17 protein-coding genes are annotated in these 16,033 nt (G+C 32.3%); 14 read left to right on the forward strand and 3 right to left on the reverse strand.

Translation table 11 applies throughout. The features are described 5' to 3' along the window. Positions 1-27: 27 nt before the first annotated feature. Positions 28-357 (forward strand): hypothetical protein, encoded by a 330-nt coding sequence (locus tag ATE84_RS17115; protein WP_101449120.1) that lies wholly within the window; start codon positions 28-30, stop codon positions 355-357. On the opposite strand, the gene ATE84_RS17120 is transcribed toward ATE84_RS17115, so the two are convergent. After that, positions 354-1,352, reverse strand: coding sequence for an IS1595 family transposase (locus ATE84_RS17120; protein WP_101444842.1), 999 nt, complete (start codon positions 1,350-1,352; stop codon positions 354-356). The genes ATE84_RS17115 and ATE84_RS17120 overlap by 4 nt on opposite strands. 102 nt (positions 1,353-1,454) lie before the next feature. Between ATE84_RS17120 and ATE84_RS17125 the strand changes: the two genes are divergently transcribed. Together ATE84_RS17125 and ATE84_RS17130 are read left to right on the forward strand one after the other, a co-directional pair. Further along, positions 1,455-2,213, forward strand: a complete 759-nt coding sequence (locus ATE84_RS17125) for an AraC family transcriptional regulator (protein ID WP_101449121.1) — start codon at positions 1,455-1,457, stop codon at positions 2,211-2,213. 148 nt (positions 2,214-2,361) lie between these two features. Then, the gene (locus ATE84_RS17130) at positions 2,362-4,746 is read left to right on the forward strand and encodes a TonB-dependent receptor domain-containing protein (protein WP_101449122.1); all 2,385 of its coding nucleotides are present in this window, start codon (positions 2,362-2,364) and stop codon (positions 4,744-4,746) included. Here the strand turns inward: ATE84_RS17130 and ATE84_RS17135 are convergent. Next, entirely contained in the window at positions 4,743-5,195 is a 453-nt protein-coding gene (locus ATE84_RS17135) for an Lrp/AsnC family transcriptional regulator (RefSeq protein WP_158237279.1), read from the reverse strand. The genes ATE84_RS17130 and ATE84_RS17135 overlap by 4 nt on opposite strands. A gap of 122 nt (positions 5,196-5,317) precedes the next feature. Between ATE84_RS17135 and ATE84_RS17140 the strand changes: the two genes are divergently transcribed. The 8 genes from ATE84_RS17140 (at position 5,318) to ATE84_RS17175 (ending at position 11,678) form a co-directional block, all read left to right on the forward strand. Then, positions 5,318-5,953: a LysE family translocator gene (locus ATE84_RS17140; RefSeq protein ID WP_101449123.1), complete on the forward strand. Its 636-nt coding sequence runs from the start codon at positions 5,318-5,320 to the stop codon at positions 5,951-5,953. Positions 5,954-6,199: 246 nt separating this feature from the next. Further along, complete coding sequence (locus ATE84_RS17145) at positions 6,200-7,336, forward strand: sorbosone dehydrogenase family protein (protein ID WP_101449124.1); 1,137 nt, start codon at positions 6,200-6,202, stop codon at positions 7,334-7,336. A gap of 446 nt (positions 7,337-7,782) precedes the next feature. Further along, positions 7,783-8,205 carry an ABA4-like family protein gene (locus ATE84_RS17150; RefSeq protein ID WP_101449125.1) on the forward strand — a complete coding sequence of 141 codons (423 nt, stop codon included), beginning with the start codon at positions 7,783-7,785 and terminating at the stop codon, positions 8,203-8,205. After that, positions 8,202-8,957, forward strand: a complete 756-nt coding sequence (locus ATE84_RS17155; protein WP_101449126.1) for a hypothetical protein — start codon at positions 8,202-8,204, stop codon at positions 8,955-8,957. The genes ATE84_RS17150 and ATE84_RS17155 overlap by 4 nt, the downstream gene beginning before the upstream one ends. 10 nt (positions 8,958-8,967) lie before the next feature. Then, on the forward strand, positions 8,968-10,059 hold the full coding sequence (locus tag ATE84_RS17160; protein ID WP_101449127.1) for a sensor histidine kinase: 1,092 nt from the start codon (positions 8,968-8,970) through the stop codon (positions 10,057-10,059). Then, a complete protein-coding gene (locus ATE84_RS17165) occupies positions 10,040-10,792 on the forward strand; it encodes a LytTR family DNA-binding domain-containing protein (RefSeq protein WP_101449128.1) in 753 nt (250 codons plus the stop codon). Before ATE84_RS17160 ends, ATE84_RS17165 begins: the two co-directional genes overlap by 20 nt. A 256-nt stretch (positions 10,793-11,048) precedes the next feature. Beyond that, a complete protein-coding gene (locus ATE84_RS17170; RefSeq protein ID WP_101449129.1) occupies positions 11,049-11,261 on the forward strand; it encodes a hypothetical protein in 213 nt (70 codons plus the stop codon). A 165-nt stretch (positions 11,262-11,426) separates the two neighbouring features. Further along, a complete protein-coding gene (locus ATE84_RS17175) occupies positions 11,427-11,678 on the forward strand; it encodes a hypothetical protein (protein WP_101449130.1) in 252 nt (83 codons plus the stop codon). Positions 11,679-11,785: 107 nt separating this feature from the next. On the opposite strand, the gene ATE84_RS17180 is transcribed toward ATE84_RS17175, so the two are convergent. Then, positions 11,786-12,616 (reverse strand): DMT family transporter, encoded by an 831-nt coding sequence (locus tag ATE84_RS17180; RefSeq protein ID WP_233195834.1) that lies wholly within the window; start codon positions 12,614-12,616, stop codon positions 11,786-11,788. Positions 12,617-12,880: 264 nt separating this feature from the next. On the opposite strand from ATE84_RS17180, the gene ATE84_RS17185 reads away from it, so the two are divergent. From ATE84_RS17185 to ATE84_RS17195, 3 genes are all read left to right on the forward strand, one after another. Then, entirely contained in the window at positions 12,881-13,204 is a 324-nt protein-coding gene (locus ATE84_RS17185) for a hypothetical protein (RefSeq protein ID WP_143273661.1), read from the forward strand. A 91-nt stretch (positions 13,205-13,295) separates the two neighbouring features. Next, positions 13,296-14,909, forward strand: a complete 1,614-nt coding sequence (locus tag ATE84_RS17190; protein WP_101449133.1) for an FAD-binding protein — start codon at positions 13,296-13,298, stop codon at positions 14,907-14,909. A gap of 155 nt (positions 14,910-15,064) precedes the next feature. Then, a complete protein-coding gene (locus ATE84_RS17195) occupies positions 15,065-16,030 on the forward strand; it encodes a hypothetical protein (protein ID WP_101449134.1) in 966 nt (321 codons plus the stop codon). Positions 16,031-16,033: the final 3 nt, after the last annotated feature.

Below are 16,033 nucleotides of genomic sequence, written 5' to 3' on the forward strand. Positions count from 1 at the left end.
ACCAAATAATCTAAGGTTTCAAAGTCTATGAACTATTTATCATCCATAACTTTAATCATTGTTTTTATATCTTTTTTCTTTGCTTTCTTTTTATTTACCGTTAAGACTAAGAACAAGTTAAGTAATGTTTTTATTGGATGTTATCTGATAGCTATTGCTACAGAAATAAGTGTGTTTTTCTATGGATTTTATATTGATACTCATCCTGTTATTGATGTTTTAAGAGACAATATTAGTTTTTTACAAAGCCCATTACTTTTTTTATATGTTCTTTCTATGTTGTATACCAATTTTAAACTACAATACAAGCATCTATTACATAGTATACCATTTGTTTTGATAACAATTCTTGGCTAAGTTCTAAAAAGCATATTATTTACTACTATGTTTTTAAATTCCATCCAGGCAGTATTGGAAGCAAAGGCTATAGCTGCTACGGTTGCCATTTTACTGGTTGAATTTTTTATTTTTTCTAAGACTAAAAACCAATTCAGATAATTCTGAAGGTATTTTGTTGCCACTCCATTGAAGGGCTCCATAAATTTCCTTAGACGCATATCCATATTATTCACATTTTGTACGTGATATATTTTGTCAACAGCTCTTTGACCCTTCGAAGCATTAAATTTTTTGTGTGCTACCTTCTTGTCTTTTGCAAATGCAGTATAGCTTCTGTGACTGTCGCTACAAAGGGTTTCTACTTTAGCCAACTTCCCTTGTAATATAGTCTCCAAGTCACTTTTACTAATGCGACCTCTGGTAGCTACTTTGAAATCTTTGTTCCCTGATCGGTCACAACTGGCTATCACAGCTACTTTTTCATTACTGAGACCAGCTTTACTTGCCTTTGCGCCACGTTTTCTAGCAGGACGATCCAAATTTCGATTCCCTTTTTCAGAGTAAGCAAAGAAAAGATCATCACTCTCTAGGATTCCTTGGAATTCATCCACACTTACGCTCCCAAAGGAGACAAGTAATTTGTGCCTCCAATCAAAAGAAGTCTGAATAGAAATCCCTGTTTCTTTGGCACTCTTGCGAATACTATATCCAGAGAGTAAACAGAATAAATAACGATTAACTTTGTCTTTCTTCTTGAGGTTGTACCAGAACTTACCGGTAGTTTCACTAAAGTTTTTATGACAAGTATTACAAACATAGCGCTGTACTCCTTTGAGCTTACCATTAGCCTTAATTTTATTGCACTTACAATGAGGACAGCTTATGGCTTTACTCTGATTGCTATCAATCAGGGCTGAACCCTCAGTAGAGATCTCCAATAATGTGGAAACAATTTCTGATTGAACCAAAGCCGATGAACTAATGAAAAAATCTCTAAAATCTTCTGGTATCATTTCTCCGTTTTTATAAAGTAAAGATAAAACATATTCTAATTAGAACTTAGCCCAATTCTTTTTTTTCCAAACCCTCAGAATCATCAAACTATAGTATCATATATGGGGGGTGCAACATATGAAAAAGGAATTTTTATTAACGCCATTCATATTCATTTTTTAATATATATCATAGCAATATTTATCATATTATATAAAGCCAAAAAAATATTTTTAGAGAATTACTCTCAAGCAAACATAGATATCTACAAATGGTTATTTCAGCTTAATGTATTGATCAGCATTATTTTTGGTTTTGGTATTTTTAAAAATATATTTAGAACATTTAGTACAGATATACAATCACTTCATTTTACAAGAATTATTATAACATTACTCTTATTAGGTTTTATATGTTGGATTATATTAAAAGGCCTTTATAATCCAAAAATTTTTAGAGGAATTGATTCTACACTAAAACCTGTAAATAATCTCATTACCACTAATCAGTCATCTTCAACAACCAAAATAATTGATAACACTATACAACAACAGGTTGATCTTCTAAAAGCCTATATGGAAGAAAAACATCCTTATCTAAATCCTACTTTGACCATTCAAAATTTAGCAGAACAAATACATATCCCATCCAGAGAATTATCTGTATTAATTAATCATCATCTAAATCAGCATTTTTTTGATTTTGTAAATGAATATCGTATTCAACATGCGATGGATATTTTAAAAGATCCTACTAAAAAACAAGTAACTGTTCTCGAAATCTTGTATGAAGTAGGTTTTAATTCTAAATCTTCTTTCAACACTTCTTTTAAAAAATACGCTGGCGTCACCCCTACTCAATACAGGAAAAACCACTTATAATCAGAGTCTTGCAAAAAGTCGAACGTTTGCTTGTAAAAAGTCGAACTCATTTTTGGTGATCAAAAGCGTTCGATTATTTTAATCGGTCGCACAGCTTGTCTTCAAAAATGATATTTGCTTCATAATTAATCTTAAATATAAAATTGTGATGCGATCTATCTTTATTTCTTTATTGTTTTTATGTCCTTTCTTATGCTTTTCTCAACTAGAAATCAAAGGAAAAGTAATTAGTAAAACAGAAACCATAGCTTTTGCTAATGTTATTTTATCAACGCCTGGTTCTGATGGGACGGTAATCACGGGCGCAATTACCGACGAAAACGGAAACTTCACCCTAATGGCAAAAGAAGGAACTTATACACTAGCAATACGTTTTATGGGATATACCGAATGGAAAAAAGGTATCGTACTAGATAGCGTTGTAGATTTAGGTAATATTACTCTCGATAGCAGCACTACCAGCCTTGATGAAGTGGTGATTACCAAAACTAAAAAAGTAATTGAACGTAAACCAGACCGCTTGATTTTTAATGTTGAAAATAGCATTGCTGCAAGTGGTGGTGATGCCATGGATGCCCTAAAAGTAGCTCCGGGTATCGCAATACAAAACAATTCGATTACAATGATAGGAAGAGGTCAATCCCGAGTTATGATAGATGGCAGACTTTTACAACTATCAGGAGAAGAATTAGTTGATTTCTTAGCTTCAATAGCTGCCGATGATATCAAAAAAATAGAAATCATCACAAATCCACCTGCTCAATATGAAGCTGCTGGAAATGGTGGGTTAATTAATATTCTATATAAAAGAGGAGCTCGTAATTCATGGAAAAACAATACCTCTTTAGCATATAACCAAAATAAATATCAATTTACGACTCTACGTAACAACTTTTTCTACAATAAAAACCGATTACGATTCTCATTAAGTACTAACGGAACTCTGGGGAATAAAAGAGAAGATGAAGAAATAGACGTGCTATATCTAGATAGGCAATGGTTATCAGATGCAGACGGAAAAGCGCGTAGAGATAATATTTCTGGTCGTTTATCTATTGATTATGACATCACAGATAAAACGACTATTGGTGCGCAATATCTTGGAAACTATAGTACTCCTGATTATGATATATTAGCAACTACTCAGATTTTTAATGCAACCAGTCAAATAGATTCTATACTCATTAATAATAGTTTTTCTGGTAGAAACGTAAATAGCCACCTCTATAATGCACATATAACTACAATACTGGACACTTTGGACAGAAAAGTATCTCTTGATCTTGATTACTTTGATTATGACAATGAATTAAAACAAAATGATTTGGTGAATAGTTTTTCTCCAAATAATGATTTTCTCGGAATTAATCTACAATCAGAAAATTTAGGAAATCAACGTATTGATAATGTTAGTTTAAAAGTAGATGTAGAACATCCTTTTTCAAACATCAATATCAATTATGGTGGTAAAATCAGTTTTATAAAAACAATAAATAATCTACAAAACTTTACAATACAAACTGCAGCTCCTTTATTTAACCCTAATTCATCGAATGAGTTTGAATACACAGAAAATATACAGGCAGCATATGTAAACGGATCAAAAAAAATAGGAGATCATTGGGAGTTTCAGGCTGGTTTACGATTAGAAAACACAAATACAGAAGGGTTTTCTAAAACTTTAAATCAAAAAAACACCAATCAATATTTAAAATTATTCCCTACTGCTTATATATCATATCAAAAAAACGATAATCATACATTTTCTTTTAATTATGGAAAACGAATTAACCGACCAAGTTTCCGAAATTTGAATCCATTTAGAATCTACATCAACAGTAATGCTTTTTCTGAAGGAAACCCATTTCTACAACCTTCATTTACCGATAATTTTGAATTTAATCATACCTATAAAGGTAAATTAACTACAAATGCATTTTTTAATATTAGATCTGATGGTTTCGGAACCATATTCAGTGCAGATGAAGAAACTGAAGTTCAATCGATTATTAGAGCAAATTACTATACAAATTATAATTGGGGAGTTGGAGAAATCTATTCGTTTGATACATTTTCCTGGTGGAAAAGTCAAAATCAAGTTTATCTTTTTGGTAGCAAAACAGTTATTGATGATAATGTAATTGCTGTCCCTCAAAATGGTATTCAGCTATATCTAGCTACAAATAACACTTTTTCATTAGGCAAAAACACCAAGCTGCAAGCTAATTTTTGGTATAGATCACCTGGTAAGTTTGTCCTATTTGATATTAGTGAATCTTATAGTTTCGATTTAGCAATAAAACAAAGTATGTTTAAAGATAAGGTACAACTTTCTTTAGCTGTAAATGATATTTTTGATAAAGCAAATGACGGAAAATTAATTTCTATAGTAAATGATGTGAAAACTGCCTATGCACAAAATTATAGCACTCGTTTTGCCAGAATATCAATCTCCTATAGTTTTGGAAATTCTAAAATAAAGAATGAGCAACGTAATTTTGGAAATGATGAAGAAAGAAACAGAAGTAATTAATGAGTACATCTTCCTATCGTACCATTTTTCATCAACTCATTCAAAATCAATAATGTTGTTGGATCTCCATGTTGCGCTAAACGATTGATAACTTCTTCAAGATGTTTACTGTCCTTTACATGAAACTTCATAATTAAACAGTCTTTTCCGGTGACTCTGGTGCATTCTACCATTTCAGGATACGCATCCGCATCCAGTGCATCGGTAAAAGACTGAAAATTTATTCTATTTACACTCATCATAATGAATGCAGAAAGAGACCATCCCAGTTTAGCGGGATTTACCTGCATTGTATATCCTGTAATCACTTCTGTATCTTCCATACGTTGTACTCGTTCTGCAACGGCAGATGGAGAAAGCCCCACTACTCTACCTATGTGAGCAAATGGTAAGCGTGCATTTTTTTGTAATAGCTCTAAAATCTTCCAGTCTAAATCGTCTTTCACCATAATCATTGGTTTTTAGCCATAATTAAGATACATTCTCTAGAAAAAACAAAGATAAACCAATGATTTGTTTTCTCGGTCTCCTTTCTTTCGTATAATTTTGAATCAAAATCTAATACAATCCTATGTTTGGTATTCTTAATTTTGGGACCTTTATTTTAGCAGGAATATTGCTTAACCTTACCCCTGGAGCAGATACTATGTATATTTTAGGGCGTAGCATTTCGCAAGGAAAAAAATCTGGAGTAATCTCTGCTCTGGGGATTTCTTCGGGAGCTCTTTTACATTGTCTTTTTGCAGCCCTTGGATTATCTATATTATTAACAAAATCTGCTACTGCATTTAGTATTGTTAAATATGCTGGCGCTGTTTATCTTGTATCTTTAGGGATTAAATCATTGCTAACAAAATCAACAGCTATTGCTGAAGTAATTAAAGAAAAAAGGAAAACACAAAACTACTTAAAAGTATATATGTCAGGTGTTTTAACCAACCTACTTAATCCTAAAGTTGCTCTCTTTTTTTTGGCATTCTTACCACAATTTATTAATCCCGAATATGCTAAAAGTGCCATTCCATTCATAATTCTGGGATTAACTTTTGTAGTTACAGGTACAATATGGTGTATGATACTAGCATTCTTTTCCGCCAAGCTGGCAAACAAGATCAGAGAGAACAGTAAAGTGAAGTTTTGGATGGATAAAACCACAGGAGTTCTCTTTATTTTACTAGGAATCAAATTAGCCTTAAGTAAAAAATAATACTTCAGATAAATATTAAAATATAACAGAATGTGAATAATTCTTAAAAAAGAATCAAAATTGAAAAAAAAAGTAGGGTATCGTATAAGTTAACCGTTGTATAATTAAGAGAAAGTAATATATGTTGTTTTCTCATAAGAACATATAGAATAATTGATAGGTGAAATCACAACTATCAATAATCACATAAATTATTGACAATCATTATTTTATATAATGTTCAATTGTTAACTTAAAAGAACTGTTATGAAGCGAATACCAAAATTAGCAAGTATTGTACTAATTTCATTTTTATTATGTTTTTGTTCAGGAGATGATGATGCCACTACTCCAAATCCCGGTCCGGGTGAACCCACCGAAGCAACAAAAACATTGGTAGAAAAATTGAGCGTACCCTGGGAGCTAATTTGGGGTCCTGATAATTTCTTATGGGTCACCGAACGTAATGGAAAAATTAGCAGGATAAATCCAGACAGTGGAGAACAACAATCCATATTTACTATTCCTAACGTATCACAAGTAGGAGAAAGTGGATTATTGGGAATGGTACTTCACCCAAATTTTGATACGAATCCATATGTATACGTTGCATACACATATACTGGAGGAAGTGGGTTATTGGAACGATTGGTTCGATATACCTATGGTAATAATACGCTATCTGGTGAAACCATATTACTAGATCAAATCCCTGCCAACTCTAACCATGACGGCTCTCGTTTATTAATTACTCCAGATATGCATATTTTAATGACTACTGGTGATGCTGGTAATACCAATCTTTCTCAAGATATGAATTCTCTGGGAGGTAAAACGCTAAGGTTAAAATTAGATGGTACTATTCCCTCTGATAATCCTTTCACAAACAGTTATATCTATAGCTTAGGACATAGAAATGCGCAAGGACTGGTATTGCACCCTAATGGTAAGTTGTATAGTTCTGAGCATGGACCGAGTTCTGATGATGAAATAAACATCATACAAGCAGGTAAAAACTATGGCTGGCCATCTGTACAAGGTAAAATCAATACTCCAAACGAACAAAATTTTGCAGCAACTACAGAAGTTATTGAATCTATTTTTGAATGGACCCCCACCATTGCTCCCTCTGATCTGATATATTATACCGGTAATAAAATTCCTGAATGGACCAATAAATTATTGATGACCGTTTTAAAGGATAAAAGAATAGTTGCACTTACTCTAAATAGTGATGGAACCGCAATTACTAAAGAAGAAGTATTCTTTGATGGTAAATTTGGTCGCCTTAGAGATATTGCTGTTTCTCCACAAGGACGTGTTTTTATAGCTACTAATGGAGATACATATGGCGATACCAGTAACACACATCGTATTATAGAAATTAATAAGATTGAGAAATAATTCTTCAGAAAAACCTTGTTGCAGAACATAACCAGGGACATCATAAAAAATGATTATTCTTAATTTATAATCATACCATCAAGCTATTATCAAGGCCCCACAGGTTTTAAAACACTGTGGGGCTGTTTTTATTTATCTACTCTGATAAAACGACCGTTTTATAAAGCTTTAGTTTTAACTGATACTAATAAACCAAAATCCATTTATTTGGAAATTTCTTTTTCTTCTTTTGTAGAATTTTTAATCGTACTTCTTTTCACTATTTAGTTAGACCTATATATCGTGTGCCTTATGTTATTCTAATCAGAGCATCCTTGAATTGTCCAATTTGACAATTCAAGGATATTTAGCGATGGTTGAACCTAACGGCATTTCATCTTCCCCCTAACAGCTACATATTTGAAGCATCAAATACATTAAACCATTCTTTTTTAAAACAAATAACTATGACACCCACTGAAGTTTTTTCTATTTCAAGCATGATTGCTATGCCCATGTGGATTCTTATGATTCTTTTTCCTAATTGGAAAGCGACCAGGTTCTTAATTGATTTTAAAATAATCCCTATAGCATTATCTGTACTATATGCGATTTATATTTTTCTAGCCATACAGATAGGCGGAATGATGGATTTTGGAAGTCTCTCATCTGTCATGAAATTGTTTACAGAAGAAAATGCCGTACTGGCTGGCTGGGTTCATTATCTAGCTTTTGACCTCCTGGTCGGTATGTGGATGCTAGATCAAAATAAAGGATTAAGAATTCATCAATTAATAATGGCCCCTTGTCTTTTTTCAACTTTCATGTTAGGGCCTATTGGATTTCTACTTTTCATAATCATTAAAGCATTTAAACAACAACAATCATGATATATTCAAACAAAATACTTAGCACAGTAAAAGCAGAAAGTCCAATATTGTATTGGGTAGTAATGATCCATATAATTTTGGCTGTTGGATGTCTGATTGGTGTGTTCATCGATGAAAGAACACTTATGGGAGTGAATGTTTGGATTAAACCTTTAAAATTCTCAATCTCAGTAGGCATTTATATCTTTACAGTAGGGTACCTTATGACTTTATATCCGTATTCTAAAAGAAAGAAAAATTGTATCAATAACATCGTTACCTGGACACTATTAATAGAAGTTTTTCTCATTATTTATCAGGCATCTAGAGGAGTGCAATCTCACTATAATGTATCGTCTCAGTTTGATGCATTACTCTTTGCAGCAATGGGGCTATTAACGGTAATCAATGTTTTAATTATGGTGTTATTTATCTTTGATACTATCCGATTAAAATTAAAAACGTCTAAATCAATTCAATGGGCCATACTTCTAGGTTGGTTAATCGTACTTTTTGGTAGTTGGGTTGGTGGTCAAATGATAAGTGAAATGTCTCATAATGTTGGTGTAAGTGGTGACTTAAGGATAGCTCATTTTTTTGGATTGCATAGCATACAAATAATTCCGTTATTCGCACTATGGATATCTAATAAGTGGAATACCACAAGTAGAAATCAAGCCATTACGGTAACCTTTTTTGGGTTATTTTATGCCACATGGATTGGATTCACCTTCTATCAAGCTAAGCAAGGTATACCATTAATTAGTTTATAATCAAACTACTATGCTATTTAACAAAGAAAGACGTATACAATATTTAGGGTTTAATGACTTTTGGTTCAGTGTCATAGGTGTTCTAATTCTGAGTTTGATAACGGACTATCTTTTTAATAATTCATTTACAAAACACCCTTTTGGCATAGCAGTTATTAATTGGAGTGCCTCCTTATTTTTTACAATTATTGATTGGTTTATTATAAGATCAATTATGATTTTTTTACGGAAAAAATACCCTGATTTTCGGGATGATAAAAAGCGCATCTTAATATTTTTTCTAACTATTGTTAGTACAGTACTATTTGTTGATTTCGTTGGAGGATTTTTACTAGAAAACATCCTTAATGCTTTTGGTATAAATTCTAGCCATACTACACAATTGAAGATTATTTTACCTATTTTATTAGTTACGATTATGACAATGGCAATATATGAAGCAGTTTATTATTATATAAGATTAAAAAAATCAATTAAAGAAGAAGAACAAGCAAAACAAGTGATTGTACAGACACAATTAGATGCACTTAGAAACCAGGCGCAACCTCATTTTTTATTCAATAGTCTCAATACATTACGGGATATTATTGATCAAAACTCTAAAGAGGACGCAAAAGAATTTGTTGACAAACTATCTGATGTATACCGTTTTATATTACAGTCTGGAAATGTTAATTTAACTTCGCTTAGAGAAGAGTTAAGATTTGCTCAAGCGTATATTCATATTCAGTCAGAAAGATTTGGAAATAACCTGAAATTGAATTGGCGTATTCCAGAAACAGCACTTGATGCTATGATTGCCCCTATGAGTCTTCAACTTTTACTAGAAAACGCAATAAAACATAATGTGATTTCGAAAAGAAAGCCACTTGTAATACATGTTGAAGCTAAAGATCATCAGTTAATAGTACAGAATAAAATTGAATCAAAATCTACTAAAATACCATCAACAAAAGTAGGACTAAAGAATATACAAAAGCGATATGCTTTGATTTCTAACAAATCTCCTGAAATTAAAAATGATGGAAATCAATTTATCGTTTCCCTTCCCTTATTAAAAATAACAGATCAAAATAAAAGCTATGCAAGTACTGATTATTGAAGATGAATCACGTGCAGCCAATCAATTGCAAAACGTGCTCAAAACTGGTGGTTTCGAGTATCAATTATTAGACATCATCGATACAGTTGAAGATGCTGTTATATGGTTTCAGACACATCCAACTCCGGACTTAGTATTTATGGATATCCAACTAGCGGATGGTCTAAGTTTTGAAATATTTCAGGAAGTAAATGTAGAAGCACCTATTGTTTTTACAACTGCTTTTGATCAATATGCTATCCAAGCTTTCAAAGTAAATAGTATAGATTACTTACTCAAACCAATCCAACAGGATGAACTAAATACTGCACTTAATAAGTTTTTTAAAACAAATGAACCCTCTGTTGTTGCTCCTGATATTTTAAAACAGCTTCTTAGCAGTATGCAAGTAATGAACCATCGAGAAGGTATACTAGTAAAAGAAGGAAGCGGATTTGTACAAATTAAAACTTCTGATTTGATATATGTGTATTCTCAAGAAAGCATCACTTTTGGAGTAGCCATTAATAAACGCTACATTATTGATGAAACTATCGACCAATTATTTAGCTCGTTGGATCCTAATCAATTTTATAGAATTAATAGAGGTCAGATTATATCTAAAATTTCAATTCAGAAAATAGATTCGTATTTTAATCATCGAGTTAAGCTTTCTATGTTAAATCCAAGAGATCAAGAATTTATTGTCAGTAGACAAAAAACAAGTGATTTTAAAGAATGGATGAACAAATAATGATCGTATTACATTTCAACTCTTATAAACAACACTTCAACAAAAAGTGTCAATTCGAGTAGTTTTTCGAAATAAAATGAAGAAAAATTGTATCAAGAATAGCTTTTTTAATTCAAAATTCTCGTCATCCTGAGCGTGTCGAAGGGCTCTATACACTTCTTCCTTTGGTCGAAGCACTAGAATTGACGAGTTTCGAATTAAAAATCTCAAATGCACAACGGGTAAACTTATAAAAACACATCCTAAATATAACATTATGAAAAACATACTATTTATACTTAGCTTATTGTTGTTTTCCCAATTATCAGCACAAGAAAGCTTAAGTGTTACTCAATGGCAAGAAGATCTTCGTTTTATTCAAAACACCATACATGAAGACTATTCGTTTCTTTTTGTAAAAACAACAAAAGAAGATTTTGATACCGAAGTGGAAACGCTATATAATGACATTCCGAATTTAATGGATTGATAAAAAAACAATTCTGAGTGACTAAAAATTAGGTGCTTTTTTTTAAAAAAACATCTAAAACACCAAGTACATTTTACTGTTTCTCAATACATTGTGTAATTTTCACTTGCATATGTTACGGTTTTTCCGTAGTTTTATCTCGCCTCATTTTAAAATTTATAGCTTATGCGCAAAATTACCCTTGAACAAGAATTTAATGCCCGACAATTAGATATTAAATATAAAGACCTTTGGGATCGAGGTATTCACCTCTTTACGATAAATGATCAAAATCGTGATTTTTACTATTCTATTTACTATGTAGATTTATTGTTTGTTGAAGTGGTTTATAACAAACTTAATGGTGATATTCTTACTATCAAAAGTTTTACAGATAAAAGTAAACTTATGTTTTACCTTAGAGAAGACTTTTCATAATTAAAGTCTTTCAAACACTTATAATAGTAACCTGATTTATGCATTAGAAACCTACTATGTCTTGAAGCTTTCGAGCCTTCTAACTAAGCCTAATACATAAATCAGGATTAACGCTTTCGATACCAAATATTAAGGATCAATCCAACAATCACTAATAAGGTTCCTATAATACTTAGGATAGGATATACGTCTGTAAACCAAAAAGTTCCTGCAATCATCGTAAAAATAACTTCAACGTATTTTAGAGATACCACTTTATTTGTTGCCTGAGATTGAAATGCCTTGGTCATAAATACTTGTCCGAAATACCCAAAAACTCCTAAACTAAGTAGTAATAACCACTCTATTCCTTTTGGTGTTGTCCAGTTGAAAAGTGAAAGAACACCTCCTATGGTAACAGAAATCCACATAAAATAGTTAACAATCACAACGGGATGATCGCCATGACCAATTTTATTTATTAGCACATATACCACTCCGCTAAATATTGCTGAGCCCAGCACTAACAATAAGCCAAAGGAATTAACATTAGGGTCAAAACCTTTGATCATCAAAACTCCACTAAAAGCCATCAAAAAAAACAACCACTGTATTGGTTTTACCTGCTCTCTAAGAAAAAGTACTGCAAAAATAGTGGCAAAGATTGGTGATAAATACCGTAATGATACCGCAGAACCAATAGGAAGATAATAAACTGACATAAAAAATAATCCCATCGAGGTCACTCCTGCGAGTCCTCTATAAATCAACAATCTTTTTTGGTTACCAAATATTGGGATTTTATGCCATAACAAATAACTCATCGTAAAAAACAACGAACCAAACGCTCTAAAAAACACCAACTGTCCTCCTCCAAAGTGTGCTAAATACTTTACAAATAAGTTCATTGCTGTAAAAGATACAGCACTAAGAAGCATAAAGTATATAGCTTTTTTCATTTATTTAATTAGAGAACCAAAGGTACAATCTAAACAATAATACGGGATATAAAATATGCTTTAAATCTATTGTATCGTATAACACTTTTGATCTTAAATTTGTCAATCAAAGTGCCTCAGTCAGGAGAAGAGATCAGACTTTAACTATTTATCATTATAAAAACAGGTAAACCCCCCTTTTATAATATTTAGAATAGTACTATTTTTACCTACTTAACGATTCCCTCTTATCATATCGTCTGATTGTCTTAAAAATCTAAGACAATGAAACATTCTATTCGATTACAAAGTATATGCGCAATGCTGGCGATAACTCTCTGTTGTACAAGCTGTATGTCTACACGAGTTATAAGTCTTCATGATAGCGATTCTGTAGTTAAAAACACTAAAACTACCTGGAGTTTTGCCTGGGGGTTGGTTTCTCCTAAAGATATCAACGCCAAATGCGAATCTAAATATTTAAGTTCTGCGACTAACACCACCAATTTTGGGTACATTTTATTATCCACAATTACACTAGGTATTGTTGTTCCACAAATTATAGAATGGGAATGTGCTCCACCGGATTCTCAAATCAATGAATTATAAAACAAACGCATCTCCTCTATCTGATTAAAATTAATAGGAATAATTAAACTGTAAAAGAAGATTTTGCAATAAAATATTAAAAAACATAATTATGGGGTTACCAAAAGGCATTGAGATATTACCTATAAGGAAATGGGAGAACAGACATCAAAATTTCACACAAAAGCTTACGCAAAATGCTTCTTTTAAAGTGCGTAATGATGATTCTCTTAGTAAAGGAGCAGATAAATACATAGCCACTACCAAAAACTTACAATGGTTAATAGGACACGCAATTGATGAGAATATTCGATTACGCGCTATGGGAAGCGGCTGGTCATTTTCTAAAGTTGCTGTTTCTGAAGGCGGTATCTTAGACACCAAATCATTACGCCTTAGTTTTTCGGTTAGTAAACCCAACATAAGCAACGAATACTTAAATAAAGGAGGATTGGCCGAAGATTTATTTTTTGTTCAATGTGGTGTTTCTGTATTACAACTCAACTCAAAATTAGAAAAAGAAAAACGTCCCAATCGTTCTATTAAAGCTTCAGGAGCCAGTAATGGCCAGACGGTAGCAGGAGCATTATCCACAGGTACACATGGGGCTGCTTTTAATGTAGGAGCAATACAGGATTTTGTAACCGGAATACACCTAATCGTTGATCGAGATCGTCATGTATGGTTAGAGCGAAGCTCTAATCCCATTGTATCAGATCGATTCATTGATTGGCTAGGTGCAGATTTAATAAGAGACGACACTATGTTTAATGCCGCATTGGTAAGCTTTGGAAGTTTTGGAATCATACACGGTATAATGATAGAAACAGAGCCCAAATTTCTACTCGAAGAACATCGCATAGATAAAATTGCTTACAACAGTGAGCTTAAGAGCACCATGAAAACATTAGATTTTTCAACAATTAACCACATACTACCCTTCCCCCAACACTCTCCTGATCGAGAATTATATCATTTTGAAATACTTATAAATCCTTATGATTTTGAACCCGACAACAATAACAAAGGTGTATTCTTAAAAGTCTCCTACAAACGCAAATACAGAGAAAACTATACTCGTAGAGTTCCAGATGATAAAGGGTTGACTTACGGTGATGATTTATTGGGACTAATACAAACGGTAATGGATAGTTTAGGTGGATTATCAATTTTATTGGTTCCTAAATTAGTAAACATCCTATTTCCTTTGGCCTACAAAGAAATTCCTCCTATGGAAGGAACTATCGGAGAAACATTTAGCAATACCAAATTTAGAGGTAAAGTAGCTAGTGCAGCTCTGGGCATAGATATTAAAGATAGTGTGCGAGTCGTCGAAGAAATCATGATGATTATTGAAGATGGTGATCCATTTCCTGGTGGAATATCATTGCGATACGTAAAAGGAACCGACGCATTATTAGGTTTTACAAAATTTCCAGAAACCTGTGTGCTAGAATTAGATGGTGTAGATGCAAATATAACCCGGAAATTCTATGAAAAAGTATGGAATCGATTAGAAGCAATCAATATCCCATACACTTTACATTGGGGGAAAATAAATTTTAATCTCAATTTTCAGCGTATTCAAAATATGTATGGTACTGCCACAGTACAACATTGGCTTGATACCCGTAACGACTTACTCGATTCAGAAGCAATGAACGTATTCACTAATGGTTTTATCGAAAGGTGCGGACTAAACAAATCAGTTGGAGCAATTGTTTAAATAATCATCATAATAACCTTATTTACAAAGATTTAAATATAAAATTTGATTGCAGTCTGAAATATTTTTAATTATTATTTAAGCTCTTTGGCACGATAATCGTTCTAGTATAAATATATTTCATTACTTTAGTTTTTTTAATCCCCCATTACCCAATGAAAAAGCTGTCTCACCTACTACTGCTTTTTTTAGCACAAATTGTCTATTCACAGACGTATACTGTACTGGACTCTGTACAAAATACACCTATATCATATGCCACAATCTCTTTTAGGAATGGAAGTGGTACATTTGCTGATGCTGATGGTAATTTCCAATTTTCAAAAAAATGGTATTCCGATATAGATTCATTATATGTATCATCTATTGGATATAAAGAAATAGCACTCTCTACTGCTTCATTACCAAAAAAAATACGTTTAGTACAGGATATTGCAGAACTCAAAGAGGTATATATCACCGCAGAAAAGAAAAGAAAATATAAAACCAAGAAATTAGCTTCAGAAGTACATAATGATTATTTTAAAAGCTGGCTTCCTACAGTAGAGTCTGAAATTGCAGTTTTCTTTCCTAAAAGCTCTGAGAAGTCTACCAAAATTGCTTCAGTATACCTACCCATTAAAACTGAATCTTCAAACCGGAATTCTAACAAAAAACAATCATTTTCTACTTTATTCAAAATGCAATTTTATAGTAATAATGATGGATACCCCGGAAAAAGATTGTCTTATGAAGATGTTATATTTAAGGTAACCAATAAAGATAAATCTAATTTTGAACTGAACGTTTCAGAACATAAAGTCTATATCCCAAAAGAAGGTATTTTTGTTTCCATACAAGTATTAGGATATACAGATAAGAATGGAAAACTACAGCAAACAAAAAAGTATAGTGAAATTGAAACCCGAAAAGGTATCGTAAAAGTATCTACTACTTTTAGGCCTTTACTTCCGTTTACAGATAAAATTAGTAGTTACAAAACCTTTACCAGGAGAGTGTTTTTTAAAAACAGAACCTGGCAACGTTTTGATAGAGGGTATAGCAAGAACAACAACCTGATCAAAAATAACAACACCAACTATGGTATGGGATTAAAATTGCATTTATACGAAGAGGATTAGGGC

It is taken from the genome of Aquimarina sp. MAR_2010_214 (genome assembly GCF_002846555.1).
GTDB lineage: Bacteria > Bacteroidota > Bacteroidia > Flavobacteriales > Flavobacteriaceae > Aquimarina.